The sequence below is a fragment of the Micromonospora sp. NPDC005087 genome, assembly GCF_042872965.1.
Lineage (GTDB): Bacteria > Actinomycetota > Actinomycetes > Mycobacteriales > Micromonosporaceae > Micromonospora.
Map to the genome: position 1 here is coordinate 206,665 of NZ_JBIALB010000002.1, position 25,231 is coordinate 231,895.

Annotated in this window: 26 protein-coding genes and 1 tRNA gene; 10 read left to right on the top strand and 17 right to left on the bottom strand. The window is 68.3% G+C overall.

Annotated elements, in window-relative coordinates; translation table 11 throughout:
- Positions 1–12 precede the first annotated feature (12 nt).
- From ACFYPS_RS05940 to ACFYPS_RS05960, 5 genes are all read left to right on the top strand, one after another.
- Complete coding sequence (locus ACFYPS_RS05940) at positions 13–1,500, top strand: MFS transporter (protein ID WP_387323581.1); 1,488 nt, start codon at positions 13–15, stop codon at positions 1,498–1,500.
- A gap of 87 nt (positions 1,501–1,587) precedes the next feature.
- Complete coding sequence (locus ACFYPS_RS05945) at positions 1,588–2,757, top strand: acetyl-CoA carboxylase biotin carboxylase subunit family protein (protein ID WP_387323038.1); 1,170 nt, start codon at positions 1,588–1,590, stop codon at positions 2,755–2,757.
- Positions 2,754–4,379, top strand: a complete 1,626-nt coding sequence (locus tag ACFYPS_RS05950; RefSeq protein ID WP_387323040.1) for an IucA/IucC family protein — start codon at positions 2,754–2,756, stop codon at positions 4,377–4,379. The genes ACFYPS_RS05945 and ACFYPS_RS05950 overlap by 4 nt, the downstream gene beginning before the upstream one ends.
- A complete protein-coding gene (locus ACFYPS_RS05955; RefSeq protein WP_387323042.1) occupies positions 4,376–5,974 on the top strand; it encodes an IucA/IucC family protein in 1,599 nt (532 codons plus the stop codon). Before ACFYPS_RS05950 ends, ACFYPS_RS05955 begins: the two co-directional genes overlap by 4 nt.
- Positions 5,971–7,116 carry an alanine racemase gene (locus ACFYPS_RS05960; protein WP_387323044.1) on the top strand — a complete coding sequence of 382 codons (1,146 nt, stop codon included), beginning with the start codon at positions 5,971–5,973 and terminating at the stop codon, positions 7,114–7,116. The genes ACFYPS_RS05955 and ACFYPS_RS05960 overlap by 4 nt, the downstream gene beginning before the upstream one ends.
- Positions 7,117–7,179: 63 nt before the next feature.
- Here ACFYPS_RS05960 and ACFYPS_RS05965 read toward each other — a convergent pair whose 3' ends face one another.
- Complete coding sequence (locus ACFYPS_RS05965) at positions 7,180–8,409, bottom strand: trypsin-like serine peptidase (protein WP_387323046.1); 1,230 nt, start codon at positions 8,407–8,409, stop codon at positions 7,180–7,182.
- 248 nt (positions 8,410–8,657) lie between these two features.
- Between ACFYPS_RS05965 and ACFYPS_RS05970 the strand changes: the two genes are divergently transcribed.
- Positions 8,658–8,730 (top strand) — tRNA-Arg (locus tag ACFYPS_RS05970).
- 187 nt (positions 8,731–8,917) lie between these two features.
- Here the strand turns inward: ACFYPS_RS05970 and ACFYPS_RS05975 are convergent.
- The 13 genes from ACFYPS_RS05975 to ACFYPS_RS06035 form a co-directional block, all read right to left on the bottom strand.
- Complete coding sequence (locus ACFYPS_RS05975) at positions 8,918–10,330, bottom strand: tyrosine-type recombinase/integrase (protein WP_387323048.1); 1,413 nt, start codon at positions 10,328–10,330, stop codon at positions 8,918–8,920.
- Positions 10,327–10,515 (bottom strand): helix-turn-helix transcriptional regulator, encoded by a 189-nt coding sequence (locus ACFYPS_RS05980; RefSeq protein ID WP_387323050.1) that lies wholly within the window; start codon positions 10,513–10,515, stop codon positions 10,327–10,329. The genes ACFYPS_RS05975 and ACFYPS_RS05980 overlap by 4 nt, the downstream gene beginning before the upstream one ends.
- 28 nt (positions 10,516–10,543) lie before the next feature.
- Entirely contained in the window at positions 10,544–12,334 is a 1,791-nt protein-coding gene (locus ACFYPS_RS05985; protein ID WP_387323051.1) for a replication initiator, read from the bottom strand.
- Positions 12,334–12,594 carry a hypothetical protein gene (locus tag ACFYPS_RS05990; RefSeq protein ID WP_387323053.1) on the bottom strand — a complete coding sequence of 87 codons (261 nt, stop codon included), beginning with the start codon at positions 12,592–12,594 and terminating at the stop codon, positions 12,334–12,336. The genes ACFYPS_RS05985 and ACFYPS_RS05990 overlap by 1 nt, the downstream gene beginning before the upstream one ends.
- Entirely contained in the window at positions 12,591–13,427 is an 837-nt protein-coding gene (locus ACFYPS_RS05995; RefSeq protein ID WP_387323055.1) for a DUF2637 domain-containing protein, read from the bottom strand. Before ACFYPS_RS05995 ends, ACFYPS_RS05990 begins: the two co-directional genes overlap by 4 nt.
- Positions 13,414–13,710, bottom strand: a complete 297-nt coding sequence (locus ACFYPS_RS06000) for a hypothetical protein (RefSeq protein WP_387323057.1) — start codon at positions 13,708–13,710, stop codon at positions 13,414–13,416. Before ACFYPS_RS06000 ends, ACFYPS_RS05995 begins: the two co-directional genes overlap by 14 nt.
- Entirely contained in the window at positions 13,707–14,117 is a 411-nt protein-coding gene (locus ACFYPS_RS06005) for an RRQRL motif-containing zinc-binding protein (RefSeq protein ID WP_387323059.1), read from the bottom strand. The genes ACFYPS_RS06000 and ACFYPS_RS06005 overlap by 4 nt, the downstream gene beginning before the upstream one ends.
- Complete coding sequence (locus ACFYPS_RS06010) at positions 14,114–14,410, bottom strand: hypothetical protein (RefSeq protein WP_387323061.1); 297 nt, start codon at positions 14,408–14,410, stop codon at positions 14,114–14,116. Before ACFYPS_RS06010 ends, ACFYPS_RS06005 begins: the two co-directional genes overlap by 4 nt.
- Positions 14,410–14,856 carry a hypothetical protein gene (locus ACFYPS_RS06015; protein ID WP_387323063.1) on the bottom strand — a complete coding sequence of 149 codons (447 nt, stop codon included), beginning with the start codon at positions 14,854–14,856 and terminating at the stop codon, positions 14,410–14,412. The genes ACFYPS_RS06010 and ACFYPS_RS06015 overlap by 1 nt, the downstream gene beginning before the upstream one ends.
- An 86-nt stretch (positions 14,857–14,942) precedes the next feature.
- Complete coding sequence (locus tag ACFYPS_RS06020) at positions 14,943–15,152, bottom strand: hypothetical protein (protein WP_355601483.1); 210 nt, start codon at positions 15,150–15,152, stop codon at positions 14,943–14,945.
- Positions 15,149–16,021, bottom strand: a complete 873-nt coding sequence (locus ACFYPS_RS06025) for an FtsK/SpoIIIE domain-containing protein (RefSeq protein WP_387323065.1) — start codon at positions 16,019–16,021, stop codon at positions 15,149–15,151. The genes ACFYPS_RS06020 and ACFYPS_RS06025 overlap by 4 nt, the downstream gene beginning before the upstream one ends.
- Before the next feature lie 82 nt (positions 16,022–16,103).
- A complete protein-coding gene (locus tag ACFYPS_RS06030; RefSeq protein WP_387323583.1) occupies positions 16,104–16,988 on the bottom strand; it encodes a hypothetical protein in 885 nt (294 codons plus the stop codon).
- A 296-nt stretch (positions 16,989–17,284) separates the two neighbouring features.
- A complete protein-coding gene (locus ACFYPS_RS06035; protein ID WP_088951025.1) occupies positions 17,285–17,602 on the bottom strand; it encodes a hypothetical protein in 318 nt (105 codons plus the stop codon).
- A 153-nt stretch (positions 17,603–17,755) separates the two neighbouring features.
- On the opposite strand from ACFYPS_RS06035, the gene ACFYPS_RS06040 reads away from it, so the two are divergent.
- Together ACFYPS_RS06040 and ACFYPS_RS06045 are read left to right on the top strand one after the other, a co-directional pair.
- The gene (locus tag ACFYPS_RS06040) at positions 17,756–18,547 is read left to right on the top strand and encodes a GntR family transcriptional regulator (protein WP_387323067.1); all 792 of its coding nucleotides are present in this window, start codon (positions 17,756–17,758) and stop codon (positions 18,545–18,547) included.
- Positions 18,544–19,299, top strand: a complete 756-nt coding sequence (locus tag ACFYPS_RS06045; protein WP_387323069.1) for a glycosyltransferase family 2 protein — start codon at positions 18,544–18,546, stop codon at positions 19,297–19,299. The genes ACFYPS_RS06040 and ACFYPS_RS06045 overlap by 4 nt, the downstream gene beginning before the upstream one ends.
- 191 nt (positions 19,300–19,490) lie before the next feature.
- Here the strand turns inward: ACFYPS_RS06045 and ACFYPS_RS06050 are convergent, their stop codons facing one another.
- Positions 19,491–20,165, bottom strand: coding sequence for a hypothetical protein (locus ACFYPS_RS06050; protein WP_387323071.1), 675 nt, complete (start codon positions 20,163–20,165; stop codon positions 19,491–19,493).
- Positions 20,166–20,445: 280 nt separating this feature from the next.
- Here ACFYPS_RS06050 and ACFYPS_RS06055 point away from each other — a divergent pair, with 280 nt between their 5' ends.
- Together ACFYPS_RS06055 and ACFYPS_RS06060 are read left to right on the top strand one after the other, a co-directional pair.
- The gene (locus ACFYPS_RS06055; RefSeq protein ID WP_387323073.1) at positions 20,446–21,045 is read left to right on the top strand and encodes a hypothetical protein; all 600 of its coding nucleotides are present in this window, start codon (positions 20,446–20,448) and stop codon (positions 21,043–21,045) included.
- Between the two features lie 663 nt (positions 21,046–21,708).
- Positions 21,709–22,707 carry a DUF4365 domain-containing protein gene (locus tag ACFYPS_RS06060; protein WP_387323075.1) on the top strand — a complete coding sequence of 333 codons (999 nt, stop codon included), beginning with the start codon at positions 21,709–21,711 and terminating at the stop codon, positions 22,705–22,707.
- Between the two features lie 117 nt (positions 22,708–22,824).
- Here the strand turns inward: ACFYPS_RS06060 and ACFYPS_RS06065 are convergent, their stop codons facing one another.
- Both ACFYPS_RS06065 and ACFYPS_RS06070 read right to left on the bottom strand, forming a co-directional pair.
- Positions 22,825–23,670, bottom strand: coding sequence for a hypothetical protein (locus ACFYPS_RS06065; protein ID WP_387323077.1), 846 nt, complete (start codon positions 23,668–23,670; stop codon positions 22,825–22,827).
- A complete protein-coding gene (locus ACFYPS_RS06070) occupies positions 23,667–24,728 on the bottom strand; it encodes a DNA adenine methylase (RefSeq protein ID WP_387323079.1) in 1,062 nt (353 codons plus the stop codon). Before ACFYPS_RS06070 ends, ACFYPS_RS06065 begins: the two co-directional genes overlap by 4 nt.
- Positions 24,729–25,231 lie beyond the last annotated feature (503 nt).

Consider the following 25,231-nt stretch of genomic DNA (forward strand, 5'->3'; position numbering starts at 1 on the left):
CGGTCAGCCACCCTGACCACCGCGTCGGCCCGGCTGCCCCACCGGTGGCTCATCCTGGCCGTGCTCTGTGCCGCCCAGCTCGTCGTGGTGCTGGACAACACGGTGCTGACCGTGGCGGTGCCGGTGCTCACCACCGAGCTGGGCGCCAGCACCGCCGACGTGCAATGGATGATCAACGCGTACGCGCTGGTTCTGTCGGGTCTGCTGCTCACCGCCGGCAGCGCCGCCGATCGGTACGGGCGCCGTCGGATGCTGCTCGCCGGGCTGGTCCTGTTCGGGCTCGGCTCGCTGGCCGCCGGCCTCGCCAGCACCAGCGGGCAGCTGATCGCCGCGCGGGCCGGGATGGGCATCGGTGGTGCGTTGCTGGTCACCGCCACCCTCGCGGTCGCGATGCAGGTGTTCGACGGTGCCGAACGGTCCCGGGCCATCGGCATCTGGGCTGCCACCAGCGCGTTGGGCTTCGCTGTCGGACCACCGATCGGTGGCACCATCCTCGCCCACCTGCCGTGGGGCGCCATCTTCCTGATGAACGTCCCCGTCGTGCTGGTCTGCCTGGTGGTCGGCCGTGCGCTGATACCCGAGTCCCGGAATGCGGCCGGTGGCCGCCTCGACGTGGTCGGCGCGGTGCTCTCCACCGCCGGGCTGACCGCCGTCGTCTGGTCGATCATCTCCGGGCCGGAGCGGGGTTGGGTGTCGGCCGGGGTGCTCGGCACGGCGGCCGTCGGCGTACTCCTGCTCGGGCTCTTCGTCCACTGGGAGCGGCGGACCACCGACCCCATGCTGGACATGCACTTCTTCCGGGACCGGCGTTTCGTCGGCGCGATCTCCGGCGTCGTCCTGATCACGTTCGGGGCCACCGGCGCGCTGTTCCTGCTCACCCAGCACCTGCAGTTCGTCCGCGGCTATCCGGCCTGGGAGGCCGGCCTGCGGATGGCGCCCTTCGCCCTGTCCATTGTGCTGCTGAACGTCAGCGGCGTCGCCGCGGCCCTGATCCGTCGGCTCGGGTTGGCGGCTGCCATCGCCGTGGGCATGACGCTGCTCGCGGGTGGTCTCGCGGTGGTCACCCTGCTCCCCTCCGACGGCTACGGAGTGCTGCTGGGTGGGCTGCTCGTCATGGGTGTCGGCTGCGCTCTGGCCAATCCGGCGATCGTCGAGGCGGTGATGAGCGCGATCCCGGCGGAGAAGGCCGGCGCCGGCGCGGGGGTCGACGGCACCATGACCGAGGTCGGCGGCAGCCTCGGCATCGCCGTGCTGGGCGCCGTGCTGAACGCCCGGTTCGCCGCCCTGCTGCCGGCCACCCTGGCCGGTGCCGGATCGTTTCCGGCGGCTCTCGCCGCGGCCCGTGAAGGGCCGGAACGGGAGGCGGTCACCGTCGCCTTCGCCTCGGCGCTGGAGACCGGGCAGACGGTGGGCGCCGTCGCAGTCCTGGTCGGTGGCCTGGTGGCCGCCGGGCTGCTGCACCGGGCGCAACGGTCGGAGTCTGAGCCCGTCGGGGGGTAGGCAGCAGAGCCACCCAGACCGCGCATACCTCCACAATAAGGATAAGCTAGCCTAATAACGGCGATGGTCCTAGGCGACGGAGGCGGTATGCGGCTCTACATCACCGCGCTCAACCCCACCGACGCCGTCCTGGAGGGCTTCCTCCCGGCGGCGGCATCGCTCGGTCTGCCGGTCACCGTGCTGACCGATCGACCCGGGGAGTGGCCGGCCGGCTCGCCGGTGGCGCGGTGTGCGATCCGGGACGCGGCAGCGGTGGTCGCGGCGACAGCACCCGACCGACCGGTGGCGCTGTTGTCCAACAGCGACCACCTTCAGGAGGTGACCGCCATCGCCGCCCGCAAGCTCGGTCTTCCCGGCAAGGATCCCGACGCGGCACGTCTCTGCAAGGACAAGGCCGCGGCCCGCAGGGCGATCGAGGCGGCCGGGCTCGACCTGGTCCGCTCCGTCGCCGTCGGCCCCGGTGTCCCGCCCGCCGTGTCGGAGGAGATGTTCCCGGCGGTGGTCAAACCCCGCGAGGGGGTGGCCAGCGAGGATGCCTACCTCGTGGCCGACCACCGGGAGCTGGGCGCCCGGGTCGCCGAGATCCGCGGCCGGCGGCCGGACGTCGCCCTGGTGGTCGAGGAGTACCTCGCGGGAGAGCTGCGGACCTACGACACCCTCGGCGACGGTACGGCGCTGGCCGACCTCGGCGGGTGGCGCACCCACCTCGGTCCGCCGCCAACCTTCACCGAGGAGAGCCTCGACTGGTCACCCCCGGCGCAGCCGACCAGCACCCAGCTGCGAGCGCGACTCGACGCGCTCGGGGTCGGCCTCGGCGCCTGCCACACCGAGTACGTGGTCCAGGACGACCGGGTCCGCCTCATCGAGGTCAACTACCGCCTCATCGGTGATCGGATGGACCTGATCCTCGCCGAGTTGCTCGGCGTGCCGCTGTTCGAGTACGTCATCCGGCTGCACCTCGGCGAACCGCTGGCCGCCCTCGACCTGCCCGCCACCGTCGACCGGTACGCCCGGGTCGAGTACGTCTGCGCGGACCGGACGGGCCGGCTCGCCGCGGCACCCGGCCGACTGGACACGACCCGGGGCGACGTCCGGCTGAGCTGCCGACCCCTACGCGAGGTGGGCCGCACCGCCGCCCGCACCGGCACCAACCGCGACTACCTCGCCGTGCTGCACGCGATCGGCCCCGATCAGGACATCGTCCGAGCGTCCCTGGCCACCTTCCGCCGCGACCTCCAGTGGACGATTGTCGAGTGAGTGACGACTGCGAGCGGGAGGTGTTCCTCCGGGTGCTCGACGCGCTGCTGCGCGAGGACCACCTCGGCCTGCTCAGCGGAGGCAGACTGGCGGCTCCCGACTGGTGGGAGGTCCCGCACGACGCCGGGATGCTCCGGATTCCGGTTCGCGCGGACGGCTTCCAGCAGGTCCTGCGCAGCGCCGCGCCGGTGGTGCACGTCGTCATCGACGGGGACACCCTGCGGGCAGACACACTGGACGGTCTGCTGACGTTGCTCGCTCCGCACGGGGACGTCGAGGCCGAGGCGGGCTGGCGGGACTTCGTTGCCGAGTGTCGAGGCGACCTGCGGGCCCGGCGGCTCGCTGCCCGTGCCCGGCCACGCGTGCTCGCCGACGTGGCGGCCCAGCGTGCGATCACCCCCACCGGCATGGCGGCGGCGCTCCTGGACGACGTGCTCGCCGCGCACCACGGTCATCCGGTCTACCCCACCGACCGGTGCCGGCACGGACTCGACGACGACGACCTTCTCCGGTACGCGCCTGAGCACGCGCCGCGCTTCCCCCTGCGCTGGTACGCCGTGCCCGTCGAGGGCGTGACCAGCACCGGCGACCTTCCGGCGTGGTGGCCGTCGGCTCCCCGCCCGGATCAGGTGCTGATGCCGGCGCATCCGCTCACCGCGGCACGCGACGCGATACCGACGGCGGACCTACCGATGATCTCCGCGCGGCCCACCCTCTCCATGCGGACCGTCGCGCTCGACCACGACCCGTACCTGCACCTGAAGGTGCCGCTGCCGACCGCAAGCCTCGGGGCCCGCAACCGTCGGACACTGCACCCCGGCTCGCTGGTTGACGGTGCGACGGTCGCCGGGCTGCTCGACCGGATCGCCACCGCGGAACCGGCCTTCGCCGGCCGCATCCGTCATGCCGACGAGAGCACCTACGCGTACGTCGACGGCGACGAACGTCGCGGTTTCCTGCTGCGCCGGTATCCGCGCGATCTGGACGGGGTGCAGGTGGTGCCGGTCGCCGCCCTCGCCGCACCCGATCCGGTCGCGGGCACCGTCCTCGAACGGGTCAGCCGCGGACGGCCCGAGACGCTGCTCGACTCCTACCTGGATCTGCTGCTCGACTGGCACGTTTGCCTCTGGCTACGGCACGGGGTGGCACTCGAGGCGCACCCGCAGAACATCCACCTGCTGGTGCACCCGGACGGGTCGGTCGGCCTGCTCTACAAGGACAACGACGGCGCCCGACTGGACCTCCGGCACGGCGGCCCGGCGGGGCTCCCGCTGCGGGACGAGCGGATGTGGGCACGCGACCCGCAGGAGCTGGCCGACGTGTTCATCACCATCACCCTGCACCTGGCCGCGGCGGCGCCCCTGATCGCCCTGGTCGACAGAGGGCTGCCGGTGCCCGCACCGGCCGCCGCTCTCGCGCCCCGGCTGGCGGCGGCGCGGGACCGTTGGGGCGACGGGCCGGCGGTGCGATCCTTCACCGAGCGGGTCCTGCGGGCCGCCCACCTGCCCATCAAGGCGATGCTCACCGCCGGCACCCTGCTGCCCAAGCAGCGGCTCGGCTGCTCCGACGTCAACAAGTACTACCGGCGCACCGGCCCGAACTACCTCCGGGAGACACGATGACGAGCGCACAGCTGCGCTCCCGGCCCGGCGTCGGCGCCAGCCACCTCGCCGACCTGGCCGCGGCCCACACCGTCTTCGGTTGCCTGCTGCGCGAGATCGCCCTGCCCGACGGCGACGCCACCGTGGTCGGCGGGGCCGCCCGCCTGCTGCTGCGGCACCTCGGCGTGACACTGCGCTGCGCCGTCGCGCGAACCTCGCCGCTCGGCGCGCACCGGTACGCCGGGCCGGTGCAGCGGAACACCGACGACGGCCGGTGGGAGGACCTGGACGCTGCCGGCCTGGCCGCCCTGGTCGCGGCGGAACTCGCCGCTCGTACCGGCCAGGTGAACGACGAGTTCCTCGGGCAGGTCCAGGCCAGCCGGGACACGGTGGCCCGGCTGCTCGCCGAGCGTCCGGCGCAGGATCCCACCCCCACCGGCGAGCCGGCCATCGACGCGTACGTCGATTCCGAACAGTCGCTAATCTTCGGCCACCCCCACCACCCCACGCCGAAGTGGCGCAGCGGTGATCCGGACAGCTGGCGGGCCTACGCGCCGGAGCTGCGCACCGCGTTCCGGCTGCACTGGCTCGCCGTACCGGACGACCTCGTCGCCGGCGCCGGGCCCTTCGACCCGCTGATCACCGCCCTCGACCCGCCGCGGCCCCCGGCCGGGCACCGGGTGCTGCCGGTGCACCCCTGGCAGCTGTCGCTGATCCCGCCAGCGGACCCGCGGCTTCGCCACCTCGGCGCGGCCGGTGTTCCGGTACGGCCGACAGCGAGCGTCCGCACTCTCTACGCCCCCGACGCCGATCTGTTCGTCAAGACCAGCCTGCACGTACGGATCACCAACTGTCTGCGCAAGAACGCACGGTACGAACTCACCGGCGCGGTCGCCCTGACCGAGCTGCTGGCCCGGGTGCCGATGCCGGCCGGGGTCGGGGTGCTCGCCGAGCCCGCCTACCGCACGGTCGGCGTCCCGGGCGCGGACGAGGCGTACGGGACCATCCTGCGCACCGGCCTGCGTCCGCACCTGCGACCCGGGGACACCCCGGTGCTGGCGGCGGCGCTGGCCGCCACGCCGCTGGCGGTACCGGATCCGGTGCCCTGGTGGCGCGCGTACATCGGGCTGCTGGTGCCGACGGTGCTGCGCTGCTGGCTCAGCCACGGCGTCGTGCACGAGGCGCATCTGCAGAACGTGGTCGTGGTCCTCGACCGGGAGCGTCACCCGGTGCGGATGCTGCTGCGGGACCTGGAGGGGGTGAAGCTGGACACCGACCGGTGGGCCAGCTGGCCGGACGGCGTCCCGCCGCAGGTCGGCTACGGTCCGCGGGACGCCCGCCGCCGGGTCGTCTACTGCCTGTTCGTCAACCACCTGGGCGGGGTCTGCGGCGCTCTCGCCGACGGGCGACCGGGGATCGAGCCGCGGCTGTGGCAGGAGCTCCGTACGGTCGTCGAGGCGGGGTCGGCCGACCTCGGCGATCCGCCCGAGCTGCGTGCGCTGTTGAGTGGGGAGCCGCTGGTGGCCAAGGCGAACCTGCTGGTCCGGTGGCGACGCGACGCCGACCGTGCCGCCCCGTTCGTGCCGGTGCCGAATCCGATGGGCGGGCCACGGTGACCCGACCGGTCTACGTCCATGACCTCGACGGGCTGGCCGCACATGCCCGGTCCGGCCGCGCGGCGCTGCCGCAGGGGGTCGAGCTGCTGTACGCGGTCAAGGCGAACCCGGACCCGGGGGTGCTGCGGACCCTCGCCCCGGTCGTCGACGGGTTCGAGGCCGCCAGTCGTGGCGAGCTGCGCAGGCTGGCCGAGGTGCTGCCGGGCCGGGCGCCGGGCGCGTACGCCGGGCCCGGCAAGACCGACGAGGATCTCGCCGCGGCCCTCGCCGCCGGGGTGTACCGCATCCACGTCGAGTCGCCGGCCGAGCTGCGGCGTCTCGGCGCGCTGGCCGCTGCCTCGGGCCGGTCGGCCGAGGTGCTGCTGCGGGTGAACCTGCCGGTGGCCGTGCCCGGCGCGAGCCTGGTCATGGGCGGTGGGCCCAGCCCGTTCGGAATGGATCCGGCCGACGCGGTGGAGTGTGCCCGCCGGCCGCCCGCCGGCGTCGAGGTGCGCGGAATCCACGCCCATCTGGCCAGCGGGCTGGACGCCCCGCTCGCCGGCGCGGTCGCCGCCGCCGTGGTCCGCTGGTCCGTCGCCGAGGTCAGTGCCGCCGAGGTCGATGTCGGGGGAGGAATGGCCGTCGACTACGCCGACCCGGCGGCGCGATTCGACTGGGTGAGCTACGGCCGCGCCCTGGCGGACGTCCTCGACGCGTACCCCGGCGTGCGGCTGCGCATCGAGCCGGGCCGGTCGGTCACCGCCTACTGCGGGGCGTACCTCACCGAGGTGGTCGACGTGAAGCGCTCGTACGGCGAGTGGTTCGTGGTGGTGGCGGGCGGCACCCATCACCTGCGTACACCCGCGGCGAAGGGCCACCCGCAACCGTTCAGCGTGCACCGGCGGCGCGGTGCCGACGGCCCGCGCACCGACGGCGGGCCGGTCACCGTGGTCGGGCAGCTCTGCACCCCGAAGGACGTGCTGTCCCGCTCGGCCACCGCGGGGCCGATCGGCGTGGGGGACGTGCTGGCCTTCGCCATGGCCGGCGCGTACGCCTGGAACATCAGCCACCGCGACTTTCTGCTGCACGAGCCGCCGCTGTTCCGGACCGGTGACCCGGATGAGCACGCCGCCGACTGGGCGGCCCGGCCGTTGCGGTCGTGACCGCCGATGCCGGTGGGCCGTCGGGGCGGATCGCGCCCCGACGGCCCGTTGTCGCCACCGTCGTCAGCCGTTGTCGATCAGACTGGCGATCTCGTTGTAGATGAGGTGCGCCTTCGCGCCCTGATTCGACGGGCAACCGCCGAGGTGGTGCAGGGCGATCACCCGGTGGCTGGCGTTCAGCACCGGCGAGCCCGAGTTGCCGCCGGAGGTGTCACAGCTGTAGCTGATGTTCCAGGTGTTGTAGTTCGCGTTCTTCACGGTGCAGTTCGCGCCGTTCTGGGTGTCCTCGAAGATCGACAGCCGCTTCGGGTTGCCGTCGCCGTGCCCTGGAACGTAATTCCGCGTGCCGGTGGTGGTGGCGGTCGTCGCCAGGTACAGGGTGCCGAACGACTGGATGTTGGCGAAGTTGTTCACCGAGTAAAGGGTGTAGTCCAGTTGGTTGGAGCCGCCGCTGCTCACCTTGTAGAGGGTGGCGCCGCTGACCTTGGTGCCGGCGCCGGGGTTGGAGCCGCCGCAGGTGGCGCATTGGTAGTTGAACTGCATCTCGCTGCCGCTGACGGCGGACTGCGTCGAGAAGCAGTGCTTGTTCGTCAGCATGCGGTTGGTGTTGCCGACCCGCCAGGTGGTGCACATCCCACCGCCGCTGATCAGCAGCCGCGCCACCGCCCTGCCCCGGGCGTACTCGTTGGGGTGGCTGGTCTGGTAGCAGACCACGTCGCGGCGGGCGTCGGTGCTGCAGACGGATTGCGTGGTGAAGTTGTGCTGCGTGATCTCCGTGCGGTCGTAGCCGCGCCAGAACCGGTCGATGGTCGCGGCGCTGCTGCGGGAGGCACGGCTGCTGTGCAGTGTCACCACCGCGGTGTCGCCCTCCACCGACATCGCCCAGAAGCCCGGTTGCCCGTCGGTGGTGTAGTCGGCGCCGGTCGCCCGGTTCAGGTAGCGGTCGTACCGGTAGCTCTCCCGGCCGTCGGGGCTCGACACGGTCACGTAGTCGCCGTGGGCCAGGCGCAGGGAGCTGAAGTGCACCTTGACGTACGACGCACCGGGGTGCCGAATGATCTGCGTCCCGCCGTCCTGCGCGTAGGACAGCGAGCCGGTGGTGGTCCGTAGTTCACCGACCGTGGTGACGCCCTCGGCGGAGAACTGCTCGGATTCGGGTGCACGCTCGGAGTGCGGTGCGAGTGGTTGAACCGAGTGCGCCTCGGCGGCGGGTACGGACAGCAGGCTCAGCCCGAGTGTGCCGGCGCTGAGCGCGATCGCCACCGTTCGTAGGCGGCGCAGGGCATGCTTCATCGTCGCTCCTCCCAGGGACAGCACCCAGACGTGCTTGCAGACTTCATATCCGAAGCAAACGAGACATGCAAATTTATCTATCTAATGTTGATCTACGCACCGCCGCGCCAACCCTTCCCCGGGCATCGGGCTGCCGCTGGCGCACGTGTGGTCGCCGCCTGGGCCCGCCGGCCGGGACAACGCAGGTCAAAGCGGGTGGCTCCCTGCCAACGCAGGCCGCCGCGCAGGTCGCTAAACTGAGCGCTCGCGCCCTCGTAGCTCAGGGGATAGAGCATCGGTTTCCTAAACCGTGTGTCGCAGGTTCGAATCCTGCCGGGGGCACCTCGATGATCAGCCAAAATGCTGCCTGAGCAGGAAAGACGCACCGCGCTCTATTAGTACATGTGTGCAGCCGTAGGTCACTGGAAGCCGCCGGTTGTCGTAGGTCGCGGAATATGCGCGGAATGAACATGGCGGTATCTGGCCAAGTCAGCCGGGGTACGCGGAGCAAGGTCCGGAGCGGCGACCCTCATCGAGGCCAGGCCACGCCGGTCAGAGCCTCATCGATCCGGCCGTTGACGGTGGCCTCTTGTCCGTCGATGCACTTGGCATAGACCTTGAGCAGCACATCTACGGAGTGCCCGGCCCGATCGGCGACCTCGGTTGCCGGGACGCCAGCATTGAGCCACAGCGACACGGCAGCGTGCCGCAGATCGTACGGCCGACCGGCGAGCGGAGAGTCAACCTGGCGCGGAGTCAGCGCCAACCGACGCGCCTCATCCCAGACGCGCGAGTACGTCGAGGCGGCAACGACGTTACCCCGCTCGCTGTGGAACAGGCGGCCGTCCTTGGCGACGCCGAACCGCTCAATGTGCTCGCGCAGGATCTTCACCAGCGCGGGCGGGATCGGCACACCGCGCGGCTCGTCCTCGGCACGGTGCTTTAGCCCACGATCGTCGTGGACCTGGCCGCTGTCGGTCCACCGCTTGCCCGCCTGTGGGCGACTTTTTGCCAGCGTCAGCCGACCCCATCCCGTCTCGGGAAGGTCGCAGTCCTGCTCACGCAGCCCCAGCGCCTCTCCGGGACGGAGCGCAGCGAAGTACAGGCAGGCAAAGAAAGCGACCAAGCGCTCACCCCGTTTCGCCTTCCGTCCCCGCTGGCCGACGTAGGTGACCGCGATCAGCAGTTCCAGCGCCTGGCGCTGGTTGACGACCACTCGACGATCGACGACCTCAGCGATCCTTTTCCGCTGCGACCGCACGCGAAGCTTGTCGATCGGATTGAACTCCAACTCTTCCAGCTCGACCGCGTACTGAAGGACGTTGTAGAACACCGACCGCTTCCGACGCACCGTGGTTGCGGCGGCTGGCTTGCCGTCGAGCTTCACCGCCAAGACGTCGAGCGCACCCCGCACAGTCGCCGCGTCCCGAAGGTCAGGCAGAGGCCGGGATGCGTGACGCAGCCAGCGCACCGCGTCAGCAGTGTCCGGCGGCATGTCCAGGCCACGAGTCGGCGGCGGCAGCACGTGGTTTCGCAGCGCTCGGCGAAGCAGCTCGACCGGCGGCGGGCCGGGGGCGTCCTTGACGAGCGCCGCCGTGACGGTGGCGAGTGCTTCCGTCATGCTGTCTCGCGACTTGGCCGCAGCGCCCGGCCACTTCATGCCGACGTACTTTTGGGCAAAGTCCAGCCAGGTGACGGCCACCGGGGCCTCCGTCATCGAATCCGGTAGCCCGGTTGCGATGTCGAACCCCTCGCCCTGGTTGGCGGCTTGCATCAGGTCGGACCGGAAGCTATCCGCCAGTGCCCGCGTGACGAACGTGCGGGACTTCTCGCGCCCGGCCACTACCCAACGGACTGTGTACGACCGCTTGGCCTTCTTCGACCGGCCACCGTCCGGGGTGTTGGTTTTGATCGCCCAGATGCGGACGCGACGAGACTTCACGCCGCAACCTCGCGTCGCTGCTCCAGCCAAATCCGGAGATCCTTCTTCGATACCCGAAGCTCTCCGTTCGGAAGCCGGATGCAGGCCGGGGCGATGCCGAGTTCGCGCCAGCGGTAGAACGTCCGGCGTGAGACGTTGTTGAGCGCAGTAAGCACCTCCGGAACGGTCATGAGTTCGTCGTCCACGGTCAGAGTCCTTTCCTCCTGGTTCGGATCAAGCGGCAACCGGCGTCGTGCTGGCGTGGGTGGTGCTGAGTTCATGGGCGAGCTCTTCGCGGCCGGTGGCTTGTCGGGCACGCGCCATGGCGGCGGCGGTGTTGGCAAGCAGGGCGTCTCCGGTGGTGTGCCAGCCGACGCCGGCGAAGGTGAGGGTGCCGACGATGAGGGTGGTGTCGCCGGGGTGGTCGGCGGCCTTGATGGCCTCGCTGGCGTCCTGGTCCTGGTCGTCGTTGCGTCGGTAGGTGACGCGGGTGTCGCGCAGGAGTTGGAAGGTGACCGAGTAGCGGCGGGCTTTGGTGAGGAAGTGGCCGCCGAAGCCGAGCATGTGCGCCCACCGGCGCAGCCGGGCGTAAGGGTTGGCCGTCGCCGGTTTCGTGGGTTCGGCGTCAAGGGCGGCTTGACGGTGGGCGACGCAGACGGGGCAGGCGGCGTAGCGGGTGTGGGTGCCGCAGTCGGGGCATTCCCAGCGCTTCGCGAAGCCGGGTGTCGGCCGGTGGTCCCGGGGCCGCTGCGAGAGCGGGACGGGTGTGCCGACCGGTCGGCCGATGCGCCAGCAGGCGTCGATGAGGCGGGCGGTGTGGTCGCCGTCGGGGTCGGCGTAGTCGCCGATGGTGTCGGCGGTAAGCCTGACGGAGCGGTGCCCGGTTACCTCGGTGCTTTTGGTGGCGTACTTGGCAAGGTAGCCGGCGACCATGCCGTCGGTGACCTCACCGCTTCCGGTCAGGCTGATGGGGCGGATGTCGAGCTGGGTGCCCCAGGCGACCGGCCAGCCGGCGGGCTGGTCGGGGTGGGTGGGGGTGGTGTAGTCGACCTGGTTGGCGGCGTGGCGGATGGCGTCGTCGAGGTCGGCGGCGGTGAACACCACCGGTGGTGGGATCACGGCGGTGGGGTCGGTGGGGTCGACGCCGTCGAGGCGCACCAGGGCGTGGAAGTGGACTGCGCCGCGTGCTTGGAACTCGGCGGCTTTTCCGTGGGACAGCCGGACCGGGGCGACCGTGCGGACCTTGCCGGAGGCGGTGACGATCTGGGCCGGGGGGATGCCGCGTCGGCGGGCGAGTTGGGCGAGGTGGCGTTCCGCGGCTTGCTTGGTGCGCCGCCACAGTTCGCCTGCGAACACGTTCCAGACGACCTGGTGGTCGTGGTCGTAGCAGTCCAGGCACAGCGGCTGGCCGAGGACAGCGTCTGCCGGTTCGTGGCGTGCCCAGCACACCGCCGGGCGACCGTGGGAACACAGGCCGGCGGTCGGGTCGGTGCTGCGGCGGGCGTGGCAGGGGTCGGGGCGGCAGTCGCAGCGTTTGCGGTTGGCGCAGGTGTGGCGCTTGACCGCGCGGACGTGCACGGGGCCGAAGGACGGGGCGGTGAAGGTGGCGAACACCGCCGGGTGCCGGGAGACGGTTTCGGGGACGCCTTTGCCGCCGACGAGGCCGGCGCGCAGCAGTTGGTAGGCGTCGCGTTGGTAGACGGTGGCGCACGTCGGGCAGACGGTGGCGCGGCGGTTGCCACACGCCTTGTAGATCGCGGCGTCGGGCATGGCGTCGGTGTGCCGGGCGTCCAGGAGCCGGCCGGTGGCGGATTCAACGGTGAGGAGCTGGCCGGCCAACCGGATGGGACGGGTGCAGCCGGCGGCGGCGCGGACGTGTTCCAGCCAGCCGAAGTAGTCCGGCTGCCGTGCGCGGGTGAACGCGGAGCCGGCGGCGGTGTAGCCGACGTAGGGACTGGTGGTGTCGGCGTTCGAGCCCACACCCCGGGCCGAGGCACGGGGTGTGAGGTCCAGCGTCGAATCCATCAGCCGACGACCTCGTGGTGTCGGGTGGTGATGGTGTGTTGGGTGACGATGATGCGGCAGGCGCCGCACTGGCGCTCGGCCGGTTCGTGCCGGTGACATGCGATGGTGGCGGTCGTCGCGCCGCAGCGGATGGTGACCGGAGTCCGGCAGGGACCGCCGGGGATGACGTGGATGACGGTGCGTCGGGTGTCGTAGGGGTGCGCCTCGGAGAAGGCCGGGCAGGTGTGGGTGACCTGCTCGATGTCGACGACGTGAATCATCGGGCACCACCAACGGGGGTGCCGTTGACGGCCGGGGTGTGGCCGGTGATGGTGTGCAGCAGTTCCCGGGCGATGTCCGGGGTGACCGAGAGCAGGCCGGCGAGTTCATCCGGTGTGATGGGTCGGCCGGTGCTCTGCTCGTGCCGTCCGATGACGAACCGGGCGGTGGGCATCAGGTGCGCCGGCACCTCAGGCCGGGCAACCGGGATCGGGGTGAAGGCGGGTGCCTGGATGGCGGCCGGTATGGGTGCCGGCGGGTTGTCGACGACCGGCGCAGCGGCCGGAGTGGTGTCGACGGCCGGCGGGGTGGCCGGGGTGTCGGTCGGCTCAGTGGCCGGTGCCGTGGTGGTGAGGTCGTTGACGGCGGCGAGGAGGGCGGCGGCTTCGGCTTGGATGGCGGCGAAGTCGGGTCGGATGCGTCCGGCGACGAGTTCGACGCCGATGACGAGGACGACGACCAGCGCGAAGACCAGTCGCAGGCCGAGGCTGCCCGGGGAAGCAAAGTTGATGGTGGCCGACAGCAGTGCGGCGGCGGCGAAGACGACCAGGGCTCCGCGTTTGGCGTCTTTGGCGATGCCGGAGGTGCGGACGACGGTCAGCATGGACACCATGGCCGCGTCGAAGATCAGCGGCACCAGGTAGGCGAAGTAGCCGGCGTTCTGCGCCCACAGGTAGTGGGCTTGGTGCAGGTAGCTGGTCAGCAGCGCACCCAGCAAGACGAACCGGTTGTAGCGCTTGATGGAGCCGATCGCCTTGAGCATGGTTGGCACGGCGTTGCGGGCGTATTCGGCGGCGAACTGTTCGGTGACGGCGCTGGGGTCAGTGCTCGACATGGGGAGTCACCTCCGGAGCGGGGATGATGTCGAGGGGGATGAGGTCGACCACGCCGGAGCAGTGGGCGCACATGACGGGGGCCAGGCCGAGGGTGGCCATCTGCTCGCGGAAGCAGGGCAGGCAGGCGAAGTCGGCCGGGAACAGGCCGTCGCCCTCGCAGAGGGCGTAGGGGCCGAGGCAGACGGGGCAGGGCTTGTAGACCGGGCCGAGGATGTCGTGGATGCCGGCGGGCGAGCTGCCCTCGATGCACCACAGGCAGGGGTCAGACAGGTGGAAGCTCACGACGGGTTCCCTTCGTGGCAGTCGAGGCATTCGCCGTAGCGGCGGGGGATGTAGTAGGGCTTGACCTGGGCGCAGACGCGGCAGGTCCGGCGGGCGCGAAGCGCTTTGGCGATGGCCTCCCGCTGGGCGGGCGTGGCGGTGCGCTTGGGTGCGGCCATGTCGAGGCGGTAGAGGTAGGCGACTCGACGGTTTCTGCGGTGCCGCCAGAGGATCTGGGCGACCGGGGTTTGCCCTGCGGGGCGCAGGCCGGCGGCGCGGAGCTGCCGCACGGTGGCCAGGCCGTCCGGGGCGCAGTGGTAGGGGAAGGTGGGGAACCCGTAGCGGGTGCCGAGCGGGTCGTAGAACTCGACCCGGATGCCGGTGCGGTCGGTCAGGGCGTCGAGGTCGACGCTGCGAAGGTCGGTCATGGCTTGTCTCCCCAGCGCTGCTGGGCGGCCTGCTTGGAGATGCCGAGCCGGGTACCGATCTCTGACCAGGAGTAGCCGAACGCCCGCAGGCCAATCACGGCCTCACCGATGGCGTCGTCAATGACCGAGGACAGCGCGACCAGGTCGCGGAGTGCTTCGACGTCGCCGGTGGCGACGCGGCGGCCGTGGGCGCGGATGATGCGCCGGGCGAACGCGGCGAAGGCGTCGTTCTCGACGACCTCACGGCGCTTCCGTCGGGGGGTGTGCGTCAAGGACGCCTTGACGGTGAACATCAGAGCTCGCCTCCCTGGTTGTGGAGGCGGTCCCACTCATCAGCAGCCGCGCCGAGGGCGGTGACGACCTGCTCGGCGGTGCGGGCCGGGTCGTCGTTCCAGGAGTAGGGCGAGGTGTGCTCGTCGGTCAGGTAGCCGTCGATGTCGACGAGGAAGACCGGGGCGGTGGTGTCGAGGTAGTCGACGAACGCGCCGAGGGTGGCGAGGTAGTCGGCCAGGGCGTCGGGGTCGAGCTGCGAGAAGTGCTCGACGCGGTGTCCGGCGCAGGCGATGCCGATAGCTCCGGCGGCGCAGGCCGGCGGGGTGAGGTAGTCGGCGGGCTCGTAGATGTCGTAGTAGGTGCCCTGGGTCCAGCCGTGCCGGCGTAGGTAGAGGGCAGCCATCCGCAGCAGGTCAGCAGGAGTGTTGACCGGCGCGGGGGTGGGTGGGTTGTGGGTAGCCTTCATGGCAGCCACGTCCTTTCGGGGCTGTTGGTTGGTGGTCGGCAGGACCGGCAGTTGCTGCCAGGCGAAGTCCCGGTCCTGTCGGCCGATCAGTGGGTGCGCAGCCGCAGGTAACGGCGGTGGCGGTTGTCGTCGCCGCCCACGAGGGTCGGCGCGGAGACGTAGACGAGTCGGCCGCTAGCGGACGCGACGCGGACCATGGCGGCGATGTCCTCGGGACGGCCGACGATCCACAGTTCGGTAAAGGTCGCGGCGTGCTGGTTGTTGGCCTTGGCGTAGGCGCGTTCGCGGGTGGTCATGCCGCCATCTCCCACTCGGTCGGGTTGACCGCCGGGCTGCTGCTGCCCGAGGTGGGGCGGCGGGTCCAGGCGGCGTAGTCGGCGATGTTGTAGATGTCGGTGTCGGTGAGGTAGGCGGCCTTGATGCGGCGGGGAACGCCGCCTTCGGCCAGGAGGTAGGCCGCGCCCTGGTTAGTTGGGGAGATGTCGGAGGCGGTGTAGCCCTGCTCGGCCCAGCCCTGACCGAGGATGATGTTCGAGCTGTTCAGCGACGTGCAGCGGAACGCGGCCCGGTAGCCGAACAGGTCCCGCAGGCTGGCGGGGATGATGTCCCACGACGGCCGTTGAGTCGCGGCGACAACAGGCATGCCGCAGGCCCGACCGAGGGACACGAGCCCTCGCAGGAGGGTGGAGAACTCCTCCTGTTGCTGCTTGGTGCCGAGGACGGTGGAGAACATGGCGAGTTCGTCGATGATGGTGACGATGACGGACATGCCGTCGCCGTCGGCGAGCTTGCGGCGCCGGTTGGCCAGGAGCCAGGCGTGGCGGTTGGTGGCCACGACCAGGAGGCGGCGTAGGACGTCGATGCCGTGGTCGATGTCGGGGCCGATGAAGGCGTCGGCGAGGTCGCGCCAGGGGCCGAGTTCGACGAGTTTGGCGTCGAAGAGCACGAGGCGGGTGTTGTCGCACAGAGCGGCGTGGCCGCAGATGTTGTTGATCAGGCCGGACTTACCGCCGCCGGGTTCACCTGCGGTGAGCAGGTTGCGGTAGATGACGTCGAGGTAGACGGGTTGGCCGAACTCGTCGATCCCGATGAAGATCGGGTCGAACATCGACAGGCCAGGACCCACCGGCACCGCCTCAGCGGTGGTGGGAGTCGTGGTGGTCATGGGTGCCCTCCTGGGCGTTGTGGGCGCGAGGAGCCACACGAACGAGCCGAAGTCGACTCCTCGCGTCCCGGGTGGGTGTGGGTCAGATCCAGTCGGAGGTGTCGTCGTCCGGCACGGACGACGACGAAGCCGCGGGCTTGCTGCCGTTGGCGGTGGTGGCCGGCTTCTTCGCCGGCTTGCCCTGGGTCGGAATCCTGATCGTCGGAGCGTCGATGTCCGGCAGGTCCAGGGCGGTGGGGACCGTCAGCGGCGATGCCGAGACGGGTGCGGTCGGGTCGATCACGTCGACCAGCGGGGAGGCGACGTGGGCGGTCAGCACCTCGCGGCGTTTGATGTCGAACCGCAGGTAGGCGGCGTTGTTCTCCGAAGCGCGCTCGATGAGCACGGTGGAGGCGTGGCAGGTGACCGCGATCTTGTCGAGGCGGCCTTCCAGGTCCTTGGCGGACAGGCCGGGGCGCAGGTAGACCCAGACGCGTTCGCCGACGGGGGTGGGGCGTGCCCACAGGATCAGCGGCAGGCTGCCGGACTGGTTGGCGATGATGAACTGCGCGAAGCACACGCGCAGGCGGTGCCGGACGATCAGGCACCAGGTCCAGGCTTTGATCTGGCGGCGTATCGGGCGGATGGCGGCGGGGACGCCGACGACCAGGGCGACCACGAGCAGGGTCACCAGGGTTGGAGTGTGGTTGGCCAGCTGCACCCACGCGGTGAGCAGCAGAACCGCCATGGCGGTTTCGAGGCTCCACCACCACAGCAGCCGGATCACCGGCCAGACGCGGACGAGCACCCAGACGAGGCCGCCGGTCGGTACGCCGATGAGCGCGCCGACGAAGACGGCGAGGATCGGGTGGATGTAGGAAGCGGCCACCACGGCCGACAGAAGGCCGACGATGACCGCCGTGAGAATGAACGCCATCTTGGCGTTGCGTGCGGAGGAACGGTGGACCTTGGCCTCGATGACCGTCACCGTTCCGGTTGACCTGCCGGCGAAGCGGCGGGGGCTAGACTTGGACACGACGAGTCCTCCCAAGTGCAAGTTGGGTTGGGATGAGTTGGAAGGCACGGGGTCGGGTGATGTAGGAGTCAGACCGACCCCGCGCCAGCTCTTGCGGGGATGCCACCACCACCGGTGATGACCAGGTTCGGGAATGTAGGAGTCAGAAGCACTCCCGGACCCTTGGTGTGGATGGGTTCAGCGGACCATCAGGCCGCTTCGCGAGCCACGGACACCTGCGGCTCACACAGCACAGCGGTGCGAGGGACCTACTTGGCCGGAGAACCAGTCTTCGGCTTCAGCGAGACCGCCCGGAACGCGACGCCGTTGCGCCCGTTGGTCGCCCACGGAATGGCCTCCAACTGCTCGACGGCCAGGAAGTCGCCCACCTTCACGCTCGGCTTTTCTCCCGCCGTGGTGATGGTGATGACCTCCCCGCCGTTCTCGTCGAGCACGAAGACCTGGGTGGACCACATGAGCCGGCCCGTGTTCTTCTCGGACTTCTGGTTGCCGTTCTGGTCGTTCTTCGGCTCCGGGTCCTTCGACGCCGTCACCTGCTTGCTCGTGGTGTCCACGTACAGCTTCAAGGCTGTCTCCTTCTGCTGGGGCACCGTTCGTCGGCGCACTCCGTCGTCGTCATGTCTTCATGAAGACGTGAAGACAACGTACGACGGTGGATGTCTCGCGTCAAGACTTCATGAAGACCTAAACTCGGTGGTGACGCGAAGGAGTGTGAAGCCGTGGCTAAATGGGAGCGAATCGCCGCAGACTGGCGGGAAAAGATTCATTCCGGCGAGCTGGCACCGGAATTCAAGCTGCCGAACGAACAGACGTTGAAGGCCGACTACGAGGTCAGCCTTCCGGTCGTGCGGCAAGCCCTGGACGCCCTAGAGGCCGAAGGGCTGGTAGATCGTCGCCACGGACGAGGCACGTTCGTTCGGGCACCACGCCAGCGTGTGCGGCGATCGCCGGAGCGGTACCAATGGGAGAAGGACCGCGCCCGGCTACCCGAGTCCCAGAGACGTCGCACGGGCGCGACGGAACGCGACACAGGACTGACCATGCAGGACCTTGAGTTCTCGGCGGAGTACCGAACAGTTCCCGCGACCGTCGAGCTGGGCCGACTATTCAGCGTCCCGGTCGGTGCCAAGATGCTTGAGCGCGTCTACCGAACAGGTTCACGACGAGAGAACGCGCCACTGAGCCTGAACACTTCATACATGGTGTACGACGTCGTTGCCGAGAATCCAGCGCTCCTTGATGCTCACAACGAGCCGTGGCCGGGCGGAACGCAGAACCAGCTCCTCAGCATCGGGATCGAGCTAGATCGGATCGTTGACGAGATCACTGCGCGACCTCCGGGGCCGGAGGAAGCCGAGGCGTTGAATCTGCCGCCGGGGGTCTCAGTTCTGATCCTCCGAAAGATTTCTATCGACACGCGCGACTGCGTGGTCGAGGTGTCGAACGTCGTCCTTCCAGGTGACCGAACTGAGTTCGTTTACACAACGAAGCTGGCGAGGTGGTCGGAATGAGAAGGCTGATCTCCGTAGTCACCCCGGTCCACGCGCCGAGCATCCCCTACCTTGCGGACTCCTACGAGTCGCTGCGGGCACAGGAGATGCCCGACGGTTGGAACTGGGAATGGCTCGTTCAGGAGGATGGCCGCACCGGAGATGTCGAGGCCGCTCTACCCCAAGACTCACGCGTCCTGGGCGCGACCGGCAAAGCGGGCGGCCCCGGAGTCGCCCGCAACATGGCGATGGCGCGGAGCCAGGGCTCACTACTGCGGGTCCTAGATGCCGATGACCAGCTCACACCCGGCGCCCTCGCACGCGAGATCGAGGTTCTTAGCTCTCGCCCTGACATTGGCTGGACAACATCAAGCGTCCTTGACCTGATGCCTGACGGGTCAACGGTCAGTTGGCAGCATGCCGACCCGGCGGAAGGCAGACTCGACCGGGCCGAGGTGCTGTCCTACTTTCACAACAACGGCTACCGGCTACCTGTGCACCCCGCAACGCTGTGCATCCGACGAGAACTCGCGCTCGCCCTCGGCGGCTGGATGGCGCTACCCGGCGGCGAGGACACCGGACTACTACTCGCAGCCTCAGTAATCGCCGACGGGTACTTCATTGACGAACCAGGGTTGCTGTACCGAAAGCACCCCGACCAGATCACCGCACAGGCCGACTGGACTGCAACCGCGGAGTGGCAGCTCCGCATGCAGCTCATCGAGTCCCGGGCGATCGCGCTACGAGCCCTCCTTCTTTCGACCAACGCCTGACCCGGGCAACCGGCGGCGGTCGTCACCCGGAAGGCCGGCCGGACTGCCGGCGATGTCGGGCTCCAGTTGATGTGTTACGGATTGCGCTCAGTTGATCCGTTACCCATCCGGCTAGACGATCTTCGCCTCAGCGGGTGGACATCGAGCCGCCGGAGGGCCGCCGTGCAGGATGCCGTAGCCGGGTCCGGGTGCTACGCCGCGAACAAGCGCACCCGGACGCCCGGAACGGGAATGTCCCGGCCGTCTTGCAGCTCCGCCTGCACGCCGTTGTACCAGAGCCAGTGCCGGCTCCATGGCCGGTCGGCGGGACCGAACTCGTCCGGGTACCGGTCGCCGACCACCAGCTCGCCGATATCGAGGAACGACATCAGGCCGCGCCTACCGGCCTGGCGTAGCGGTTCCGGCACGTCCAGCAGCCGGAATCCGACATCGGCGTTGTCCTCGCTGAGCGGTTCCTCGAAGTACCGCCAATCGTCGTCGAGGAACCCGGACAGAGCCATTTCGCCGCGCGGGTTCGCCTCGGCGAGCACCCAGGCGGTGCCGTCGAACAGGTCGAAGGTGAACGCGTCACACCCGGCCGCGACCGCCAGGTCGACAAGCCGTGGGCGGTCGGCTCCGGGGCGGCGGGTACCGAGCAACGCGTGCGGGAGGGTCATCACCATGGTCCACTCGCCGGCGCCGGGTATCAGCGCCATCGTCCACAGCGGTTGGACGTACGACGGTCCGGGCCGCCATGTGTCGCGCCCTGCCGGCGTGCCCGGCGGAAGCGGCGCGTATCCCTCGCCGGCGCATAGCGCGGTGACCGCGCGCTCGGCGTGGTCAAGGTCGGCGGTGCGCAGGTAGGTGATCGTGCTCCACTCACCCATGTGGGAACTCCAATCAGGACCGGAGCTGGCGCCCGCCGAAGGCGCCACCTTACCGGGCCGGACCGCAGGTAGTCATCAGACTCCGGAGTCACCCGTCAAGCGAAGCCACCGGGTAACGCATCAAGCGGAGTACGACACCGGACTGCCGGCGATGTCGGGTCTCAGGACCTGCGTGACAGATCAGTCTCGGGACGTGAGTGACACATCCGGCTAGACGATCTCGAACCGGCCGCCTCTTGCGCGGAGACAGGACCGTCGGGCCTTGCTGGAGAATCACGGCATGGATGTCCCCGACCTTCTTCGCCAGGCCGCCTCTCGCGTCCCTGCGTCAGCAACGAGCGGCACTGGCTGGACGGTGGCCGATGCGAATGAGTACCTCGGACACCATGACTGGGAAGCGGCACTGGACATCCTCATGGAGCTTGGCGATGTCCACCCCGCCGAAACCTCGTTCTGGGACCTCTGCGCCCAGGCCGCTCATGGGATGCAGCTCGACAGAGCCGAGCGATGGTGTCACTGGCGTCGGTTTGAAGTGCTTCACGGCGTTATCCGCGCGGACCTTCAGCTCGTCGAGTCCACTGCTTCAGGTGGCCGGCACATGCCCATACCAGGCGATGGGCGCCTTCGACCGCTGTGGGACATCGGGGACGTGACAGCCGCGGGCAACCCGGATCTGTACGTCGCGCGGATCTGGGTCGAGCGCGAGCCGGACCTCAAACCCGGCGAGCGCGGTGCTGTTCGTCTAGCACCGTTGAGCCCGGAACGGTGGCGACGTCTGACAGCCGGCGATGTGATCACGATGCACGAGCAGATGCCAATGGCCGGTACAGCGTCCATCACCGAGGCCACGTTCCCCCAAGCGCTTCGGGAGACCGCCTGACCGTTGCCACGGCTGGCTGTCACGCAGGTCCTGATAACGATGTGTCACGCAGGTCCCGAGACCGGACACCGGACTGCCGGCGATGTTGTGCAAAGTTTCTGTACGTCTTCAAGGCGGCCCTTGACGGGCCGCACGCGCCGCCGCCTGGGCGCGCGGCCTGCACTCCGCTGTCGCTCCGCTCCGGCCACGCAACACGCCCGGCGGCTGGCGCGGACAGCGGGAAACCCGGTGGGCCGCCGCTGAACGACAGGCGTTGGCCGACGAGAGGTTGAGCCGGCAGCCGGCCGGGCCGCGCGGCCACGAGCCCGCGCGGCTAGGGGGCGCACGCCGGCCGCGTCGGCGCGCTGGCGGCGGTCTCGGGGTTGCGGTTAGTGCGCCTCCGGCGGGGGCGCTCCGGCTCCGGGATGGCCTGGCTGCGCCGGCGGGTGGCGGTCCGCGGGTGGTTGCGGTAGGCCATCCCGTCTGCCATCGACCCGGGCAAGCGAGCAGACCGCCGCCCGACCCGCCAGCGCCCGAACCTGCGTCAAGGTCCGCTTGACGTGGCGGGCCGGGCGGCGGCCCGCTCCTCACGAGAGCGGGTCGATGGCAGACGGGATGGAAAGAGGTCGAGCCCGTGTCCATTGGGCTGTTGTCCTAAGGCCAAAGGCCTGGTTGCATTGGACCGTGAGCAGAACGAAACGGCGTGTAACCGCGCAAATCCGCGGTGATGAGGGAATAAAGATCGTAAAATCTAAGCTGCCCGCGCACTGGGTGGTGCGTGATATTACGCCGGACTACGGCCTGGACCTCCATATCGAAGTTTTTGAGCCGGAGGCTGATGGCGCGGAGCATGCAGACGCATACGGCGAACACATATTTGCCCAAGTGAAGACTACTTCATCCGTGAGCTCTAGGAGGCTGAAGATTCGACACAGAGGCAATGTAGCCAAGGGACCGCTACGGTACGACGAAACGTCAGAGGAGGAGGAGATTGAGGTAATCCGCCAGGTGCTGGAGACTCCGGAGTTGCGGACGGTGGAGTCGATGGGAGCTGCTATCCCCGTCCTGCTGCTAATTGTGGATGAATCGACGCAAGAGGTGTATTTCGTCTGCCTGAACGACTACATTTCTAAGGTACTAACGCCCGAGAACGTGCGCTGGCGAAGCCAAGCCTCCTCTACAATTCGTATCCCCGAATTTAATAGACTGGATTATCGGAACTCAAGTTTTGCATACGTCAGGCTGTTGGCTCGCCGGGCGAAGCTGCTTTCCGCTTTCCTGACGTTTGGATATCAGAGATACGAGTACAACGCCGCCCTCAATAATGCCGATCATCTGCAAGGCTCAACTATGGGAGCGCTACGTGCCTCAGATGTTGGAGACATGCTTCAGCAGTTCTTCGCCTCTGACTTAGCGTTAGATATCTGGGAGATGGCCGGTCCCGGAACCTGGAGACCGTTAGGAGATGTTCAACAGGACTTGCGTCAGTGCTTTGCAATGCTGCAAATGTCGGCCGACAATGCCCCGGTGGCCTTCTTCCTGAGTCAGGTCTGGGCATGCTTTTCCCGCGCCGAGAACCTGGGCCGCATGTACGAGGAGCTTTGCCGGGAGTGGCGGCTTCCAACGGCGTTGGCTGCCATGATCGAAGCCGCCGAGGCAGCGGAAAGGCCAGAAGGCAAGTAGTAGCGGATCGTTCCTTCGGGAGGAGGAGCCAAGCTCCGTCGACGAGACGGCGGCCGACGGGGCTTGACATCCACAGGCGAATCGGGATGGCGGAGATGCGAAATTCGGCCGGTCGCCTCAGAGAAGTCCCCGTAAGCGAGCAGCATGCTCGATGTCGTCCCTGAAGGCGTCCAGGGTCGCGAGCGTATACATGCCGTCGATCTGTTTGGTGGCCCAAAGGTCGTAAATTCGCCGTAGGTCGGCCGTGCGACTCTTCCAGCCTATACCGTCAATAACTGCGATAACGAACTGCGTGGGGAGGCGTACCTCGGCCATCTCTACGATCTCGCGTACCGCATCGGTCAGCTTTGAGCCGGTGCTGTCGAAGCCTTTAGCTGCAACCACGATCACGGGCGATTTCGCTGACGGGATCGCTAAGTCGCAGGGTGCATCTCGGCCAGCCCGCCCCACAAAGCGGGTCCTAGGCTCGCATTTCAACCCTACATCTTGCGCAATGAGCTCAATTTCATCCTCTACCTTACGTCCGGACTGCCCTGCACGAGCTGCGATAGCGCGTGACCCGGCGCGCGCTGTAAGAAGGTCGCCGAAGTCATACGTGCGCCGGCGTTGAACCTCCACTAAGCGGATCAGGTCGAGTTCACGATCCATGACTTCGATCAGATCGCGCGGGCGGTTCTTCGCGAGAAGCACCCAGCCCTGCGTATTAAAATGGTCCTTAAGGAAATTTTTGAGCTTCTCGTGCGAAAGTCCGGCCGCTAATCCGAGAGCGTAGACAGCTCTCGGATTCTCCTGCACCCAGTCAACTAGGACGTCTGCGCTAATGGAGGTAAGTTCGGCCAGAGAGTCAGCGGCCTTCTTTATCTGGATCGCGTTTGGGCTGGACGCTGTGGGGTCCACGTGTGCAGTCAGCCTGCCGAGGGTTGCCACATAAGCGTCAAATGAGGGGATGATAGTCAAGGTCAACGCCCAATGATGATGTACTCCAACGCGTTCCGCCGGGCGGCAGTCGCGTGAGTGCCAAATGAGTACTTGTGCTCAAGTGTGTGCACGTCGACTTTCTCTTTTACCTCCCGCAAGAGCCTCTCGATTGTGGCCAAGTCTGGCACCGCGTTAGACGAGTATGAGAGAACAATCGTCGACTCATGGAACTGTTTGAAGGTCCTGAAGAGCGCGTCTTCCACGCTATGCTTATACGAGAACGGCGTGTAGCGCTTTGCCAGCTTCTTGGTCTTCGTGTTTTCGAGGATTGTTTGCCCTCGCCAGTACACGGAAAGCCCTTCGAGGAAGTGGTATCGCTTGATGTAGCAGTTGTCGTCCCGCGGTGGCGCATAGGGCGGATCGAGATAGGCGATATCGTAGCCTTTTGTTGGCAAGTCGAAGACATCGCCGGTCGCGGTGAAGCACTCGTGGCCACTGTCGAAAACGACGCCGTTATACGCCTTGACTGTTTCCCGGAAGTGCTCTTTCAGGCTCAACCGCAGATCTCTGCGGCCGTCGTCGTACCGTAGGTCGGTGAAGGTGAAGACGCCACGTGGCTGTTTCCGTGCGGCCGCAAGGACCAGGCTCGCAATTGCGAGGTCTCGCTTATGCCCCTCCAGTAGCTCAATATGAGACCAAGCCCCGTCAAGAAACTTACGGTCGTCGGCCGTGAAATAGAGTCCGTCGAATTTATCTTGGATGAAGTCACGGTCATCGGCGGGCGTACCACAGATCGACTCGACCTCTTCGTCTGAAAGTGCGTCACCCTGGTTAACAACAGCGGCTCGTGCGATGAAGCCCGGGAAGTTCAAGAAATCGTTAGAGGTTACCGAGTAACCCAGAGATTTGAGGGCGTACGAAACCACACCGCTGCCGGAAAATGCATCGATCGCAGTGCTTCCACCGAGTTGGCTGAAGACTGCCGCGAGCCGCTCAACGAGCTTGTACTTCGAGCCCATGTAGCGAACCCGCGGGAACTTGGACGCCATGACGGCAGCCCGGCGCGCCTCAGCGGAGAGTTCAGGGAGCGGCAGCGCTGTCATGCGGGAATCATGCCGCATGGATCAAGAAGGGACCAGACTGCCACGCTCGGCCGTGACGTGAGCGACGGCTTGTGCTGTGGCCGGGACGACGTGCGGCCGGCGTGGGCCGCCACCTCGGCGATGGCCGGCGATCCTAGCCCGCATGCACCGGCGGCTTCTACCCTAAGGGCTAGGAGCGCAGCAGTTGTTCGGCAGCACAGGCAGCCAGCGCGTGGGCCGGGTGATGCAGCCAGCCGGGAAGCTCGGGAAGGAGTGACATGAGCGGACACGATGGGCCTCGGCAAGGCGACACCGACCGGCCGAGGCCTGATGACGACAAGGCCCATGGGAAGTCAACGCAGGGCTTACAGCCGAAAGCCTCTGACAAGTGGAACTGCGACGTGCAGGGCAGACGTACCTAAGCGGCCCCGGGTTGCGGCCAAACAGCCCAGATCCCGGTTGGCGTCCTGGTGGTGACGGTTGCGTTGAGTCTCATGCCGCATCACCTCGCCGGGCATCGGCAT

Excerpts from the sequence above, each read along its gene's own strand:
- ACFYPS_RS05945 (WP_387323038.1), top strand. The coding sequence starts at position 1,588 with ATGCGGCTCTACATCACCGCGCTCAACCCCACCGACGCCGTCCTGGAG.
- ACFYPS_RS05955 (WP_387323042.1), top strand. The coding sequence starts at position 4,376 with ATGACGAGCGCACAGCTGCGCTCCCGGCCCGGCGTCGGCGCCAGCCAC.
- ACFYPS_RS05965 (WP_387323046.1), bottom strand. The coding sequence starts at position 8,409 with ATGAAGCATGCCCTGCGCCGCCTACGAACGGTGGCGATCGCGCTCAGC.
- ACFYPS_RS05985 (WP_387323051.1), bottom strand. The coding sequence starts at position 12,334 with ATGGATTCGACGCTGGACCTCACACCCCGTGCCTCGGCCCGGGGTGTG.
- ACFYPS_RS05990 (WP_387323053.1), bottom strand. The coding sequence starts at position 12,594 with ATGATTCACGTCGTCGACATCGAGCAGGTCACCCACACCTGCCCGGCC.
- ACFYPS_RS05995 (WP_387323055.1), bottom strand. The coding sequence starts at position 13,427 with ATGTCGAGCACTGACCCCAGCGCCGTCACCGAACAGTTCGCCGCCGAA.
- ACFYPS_RS06005 (WP_387323059.1), bottom strand. The coding sequence starts at position 14,117 with ATGACCGACCTTCGCAGCGTCGACCTCGACGCCCTGACCGACCGCACC.
- ACFYPS_RS06010 (WP_387323061.1), bottom strand. The coding sequence starts at position 14,410 with ATGTTCACCGTCAAGGCGTCCTTGACGCACACCCCCCGACGGAAGCGC.
- ACFYPS_RS06015 (WP_387323063.1), bottom strand. The coding sequence starts at position 14,856 with ATGAAGGCTACCCACAACCCACCCACCCCCGCGCCGGTCAACACTCCT.
- ACFYPS_RS06020 (WP_355601483.1), bottom strand. The coding sequence starts at position 15,152 with ATGACCACCCGCGAACGCGCCTACGCCAAGGCCAACAACCAGCACGCC.
- ACFYPS_RS06025 (WP_387323065.1), bottom strand. The coding sequence starts at position 16,021 with ATGACCACCACGACTCCCACCACCGCTGAGGCGGTGCCGGTGGGTCCT.
- ACFYPS_RS06045 (WP_387323069.1), top strand. The coding sequence starts at position 18,544 with ATGAGAAGGCTGATCTCCGTAGTCACCCCGGTCCACGCGCCGAGCATC.
- ACFYPS_RS06050 (WP_387323071.1), bottom strand. The coding sequence starts at position 20,165 with ATGGGTGAGTGGAGCACGATCACCTACCTGCGCACCGCCGACCTTGAC.
- ACFYPS_RS06055 (WP_387323073.1), top strand. The coding sequence starts at position 20,446 with ATGGATGTCCCCGACCTTCTTCGCCAGGCCGCCTCTCGCGTCCCTGCG.
- ACFYPS_RS06070 (WP_387323079.1), bottom strand. The coding sequence starts at position 24,728 with ATGACAGCGCTGCCGCTCCCTGAACTCTCCGCTGAGGCGCGCCGGGCT.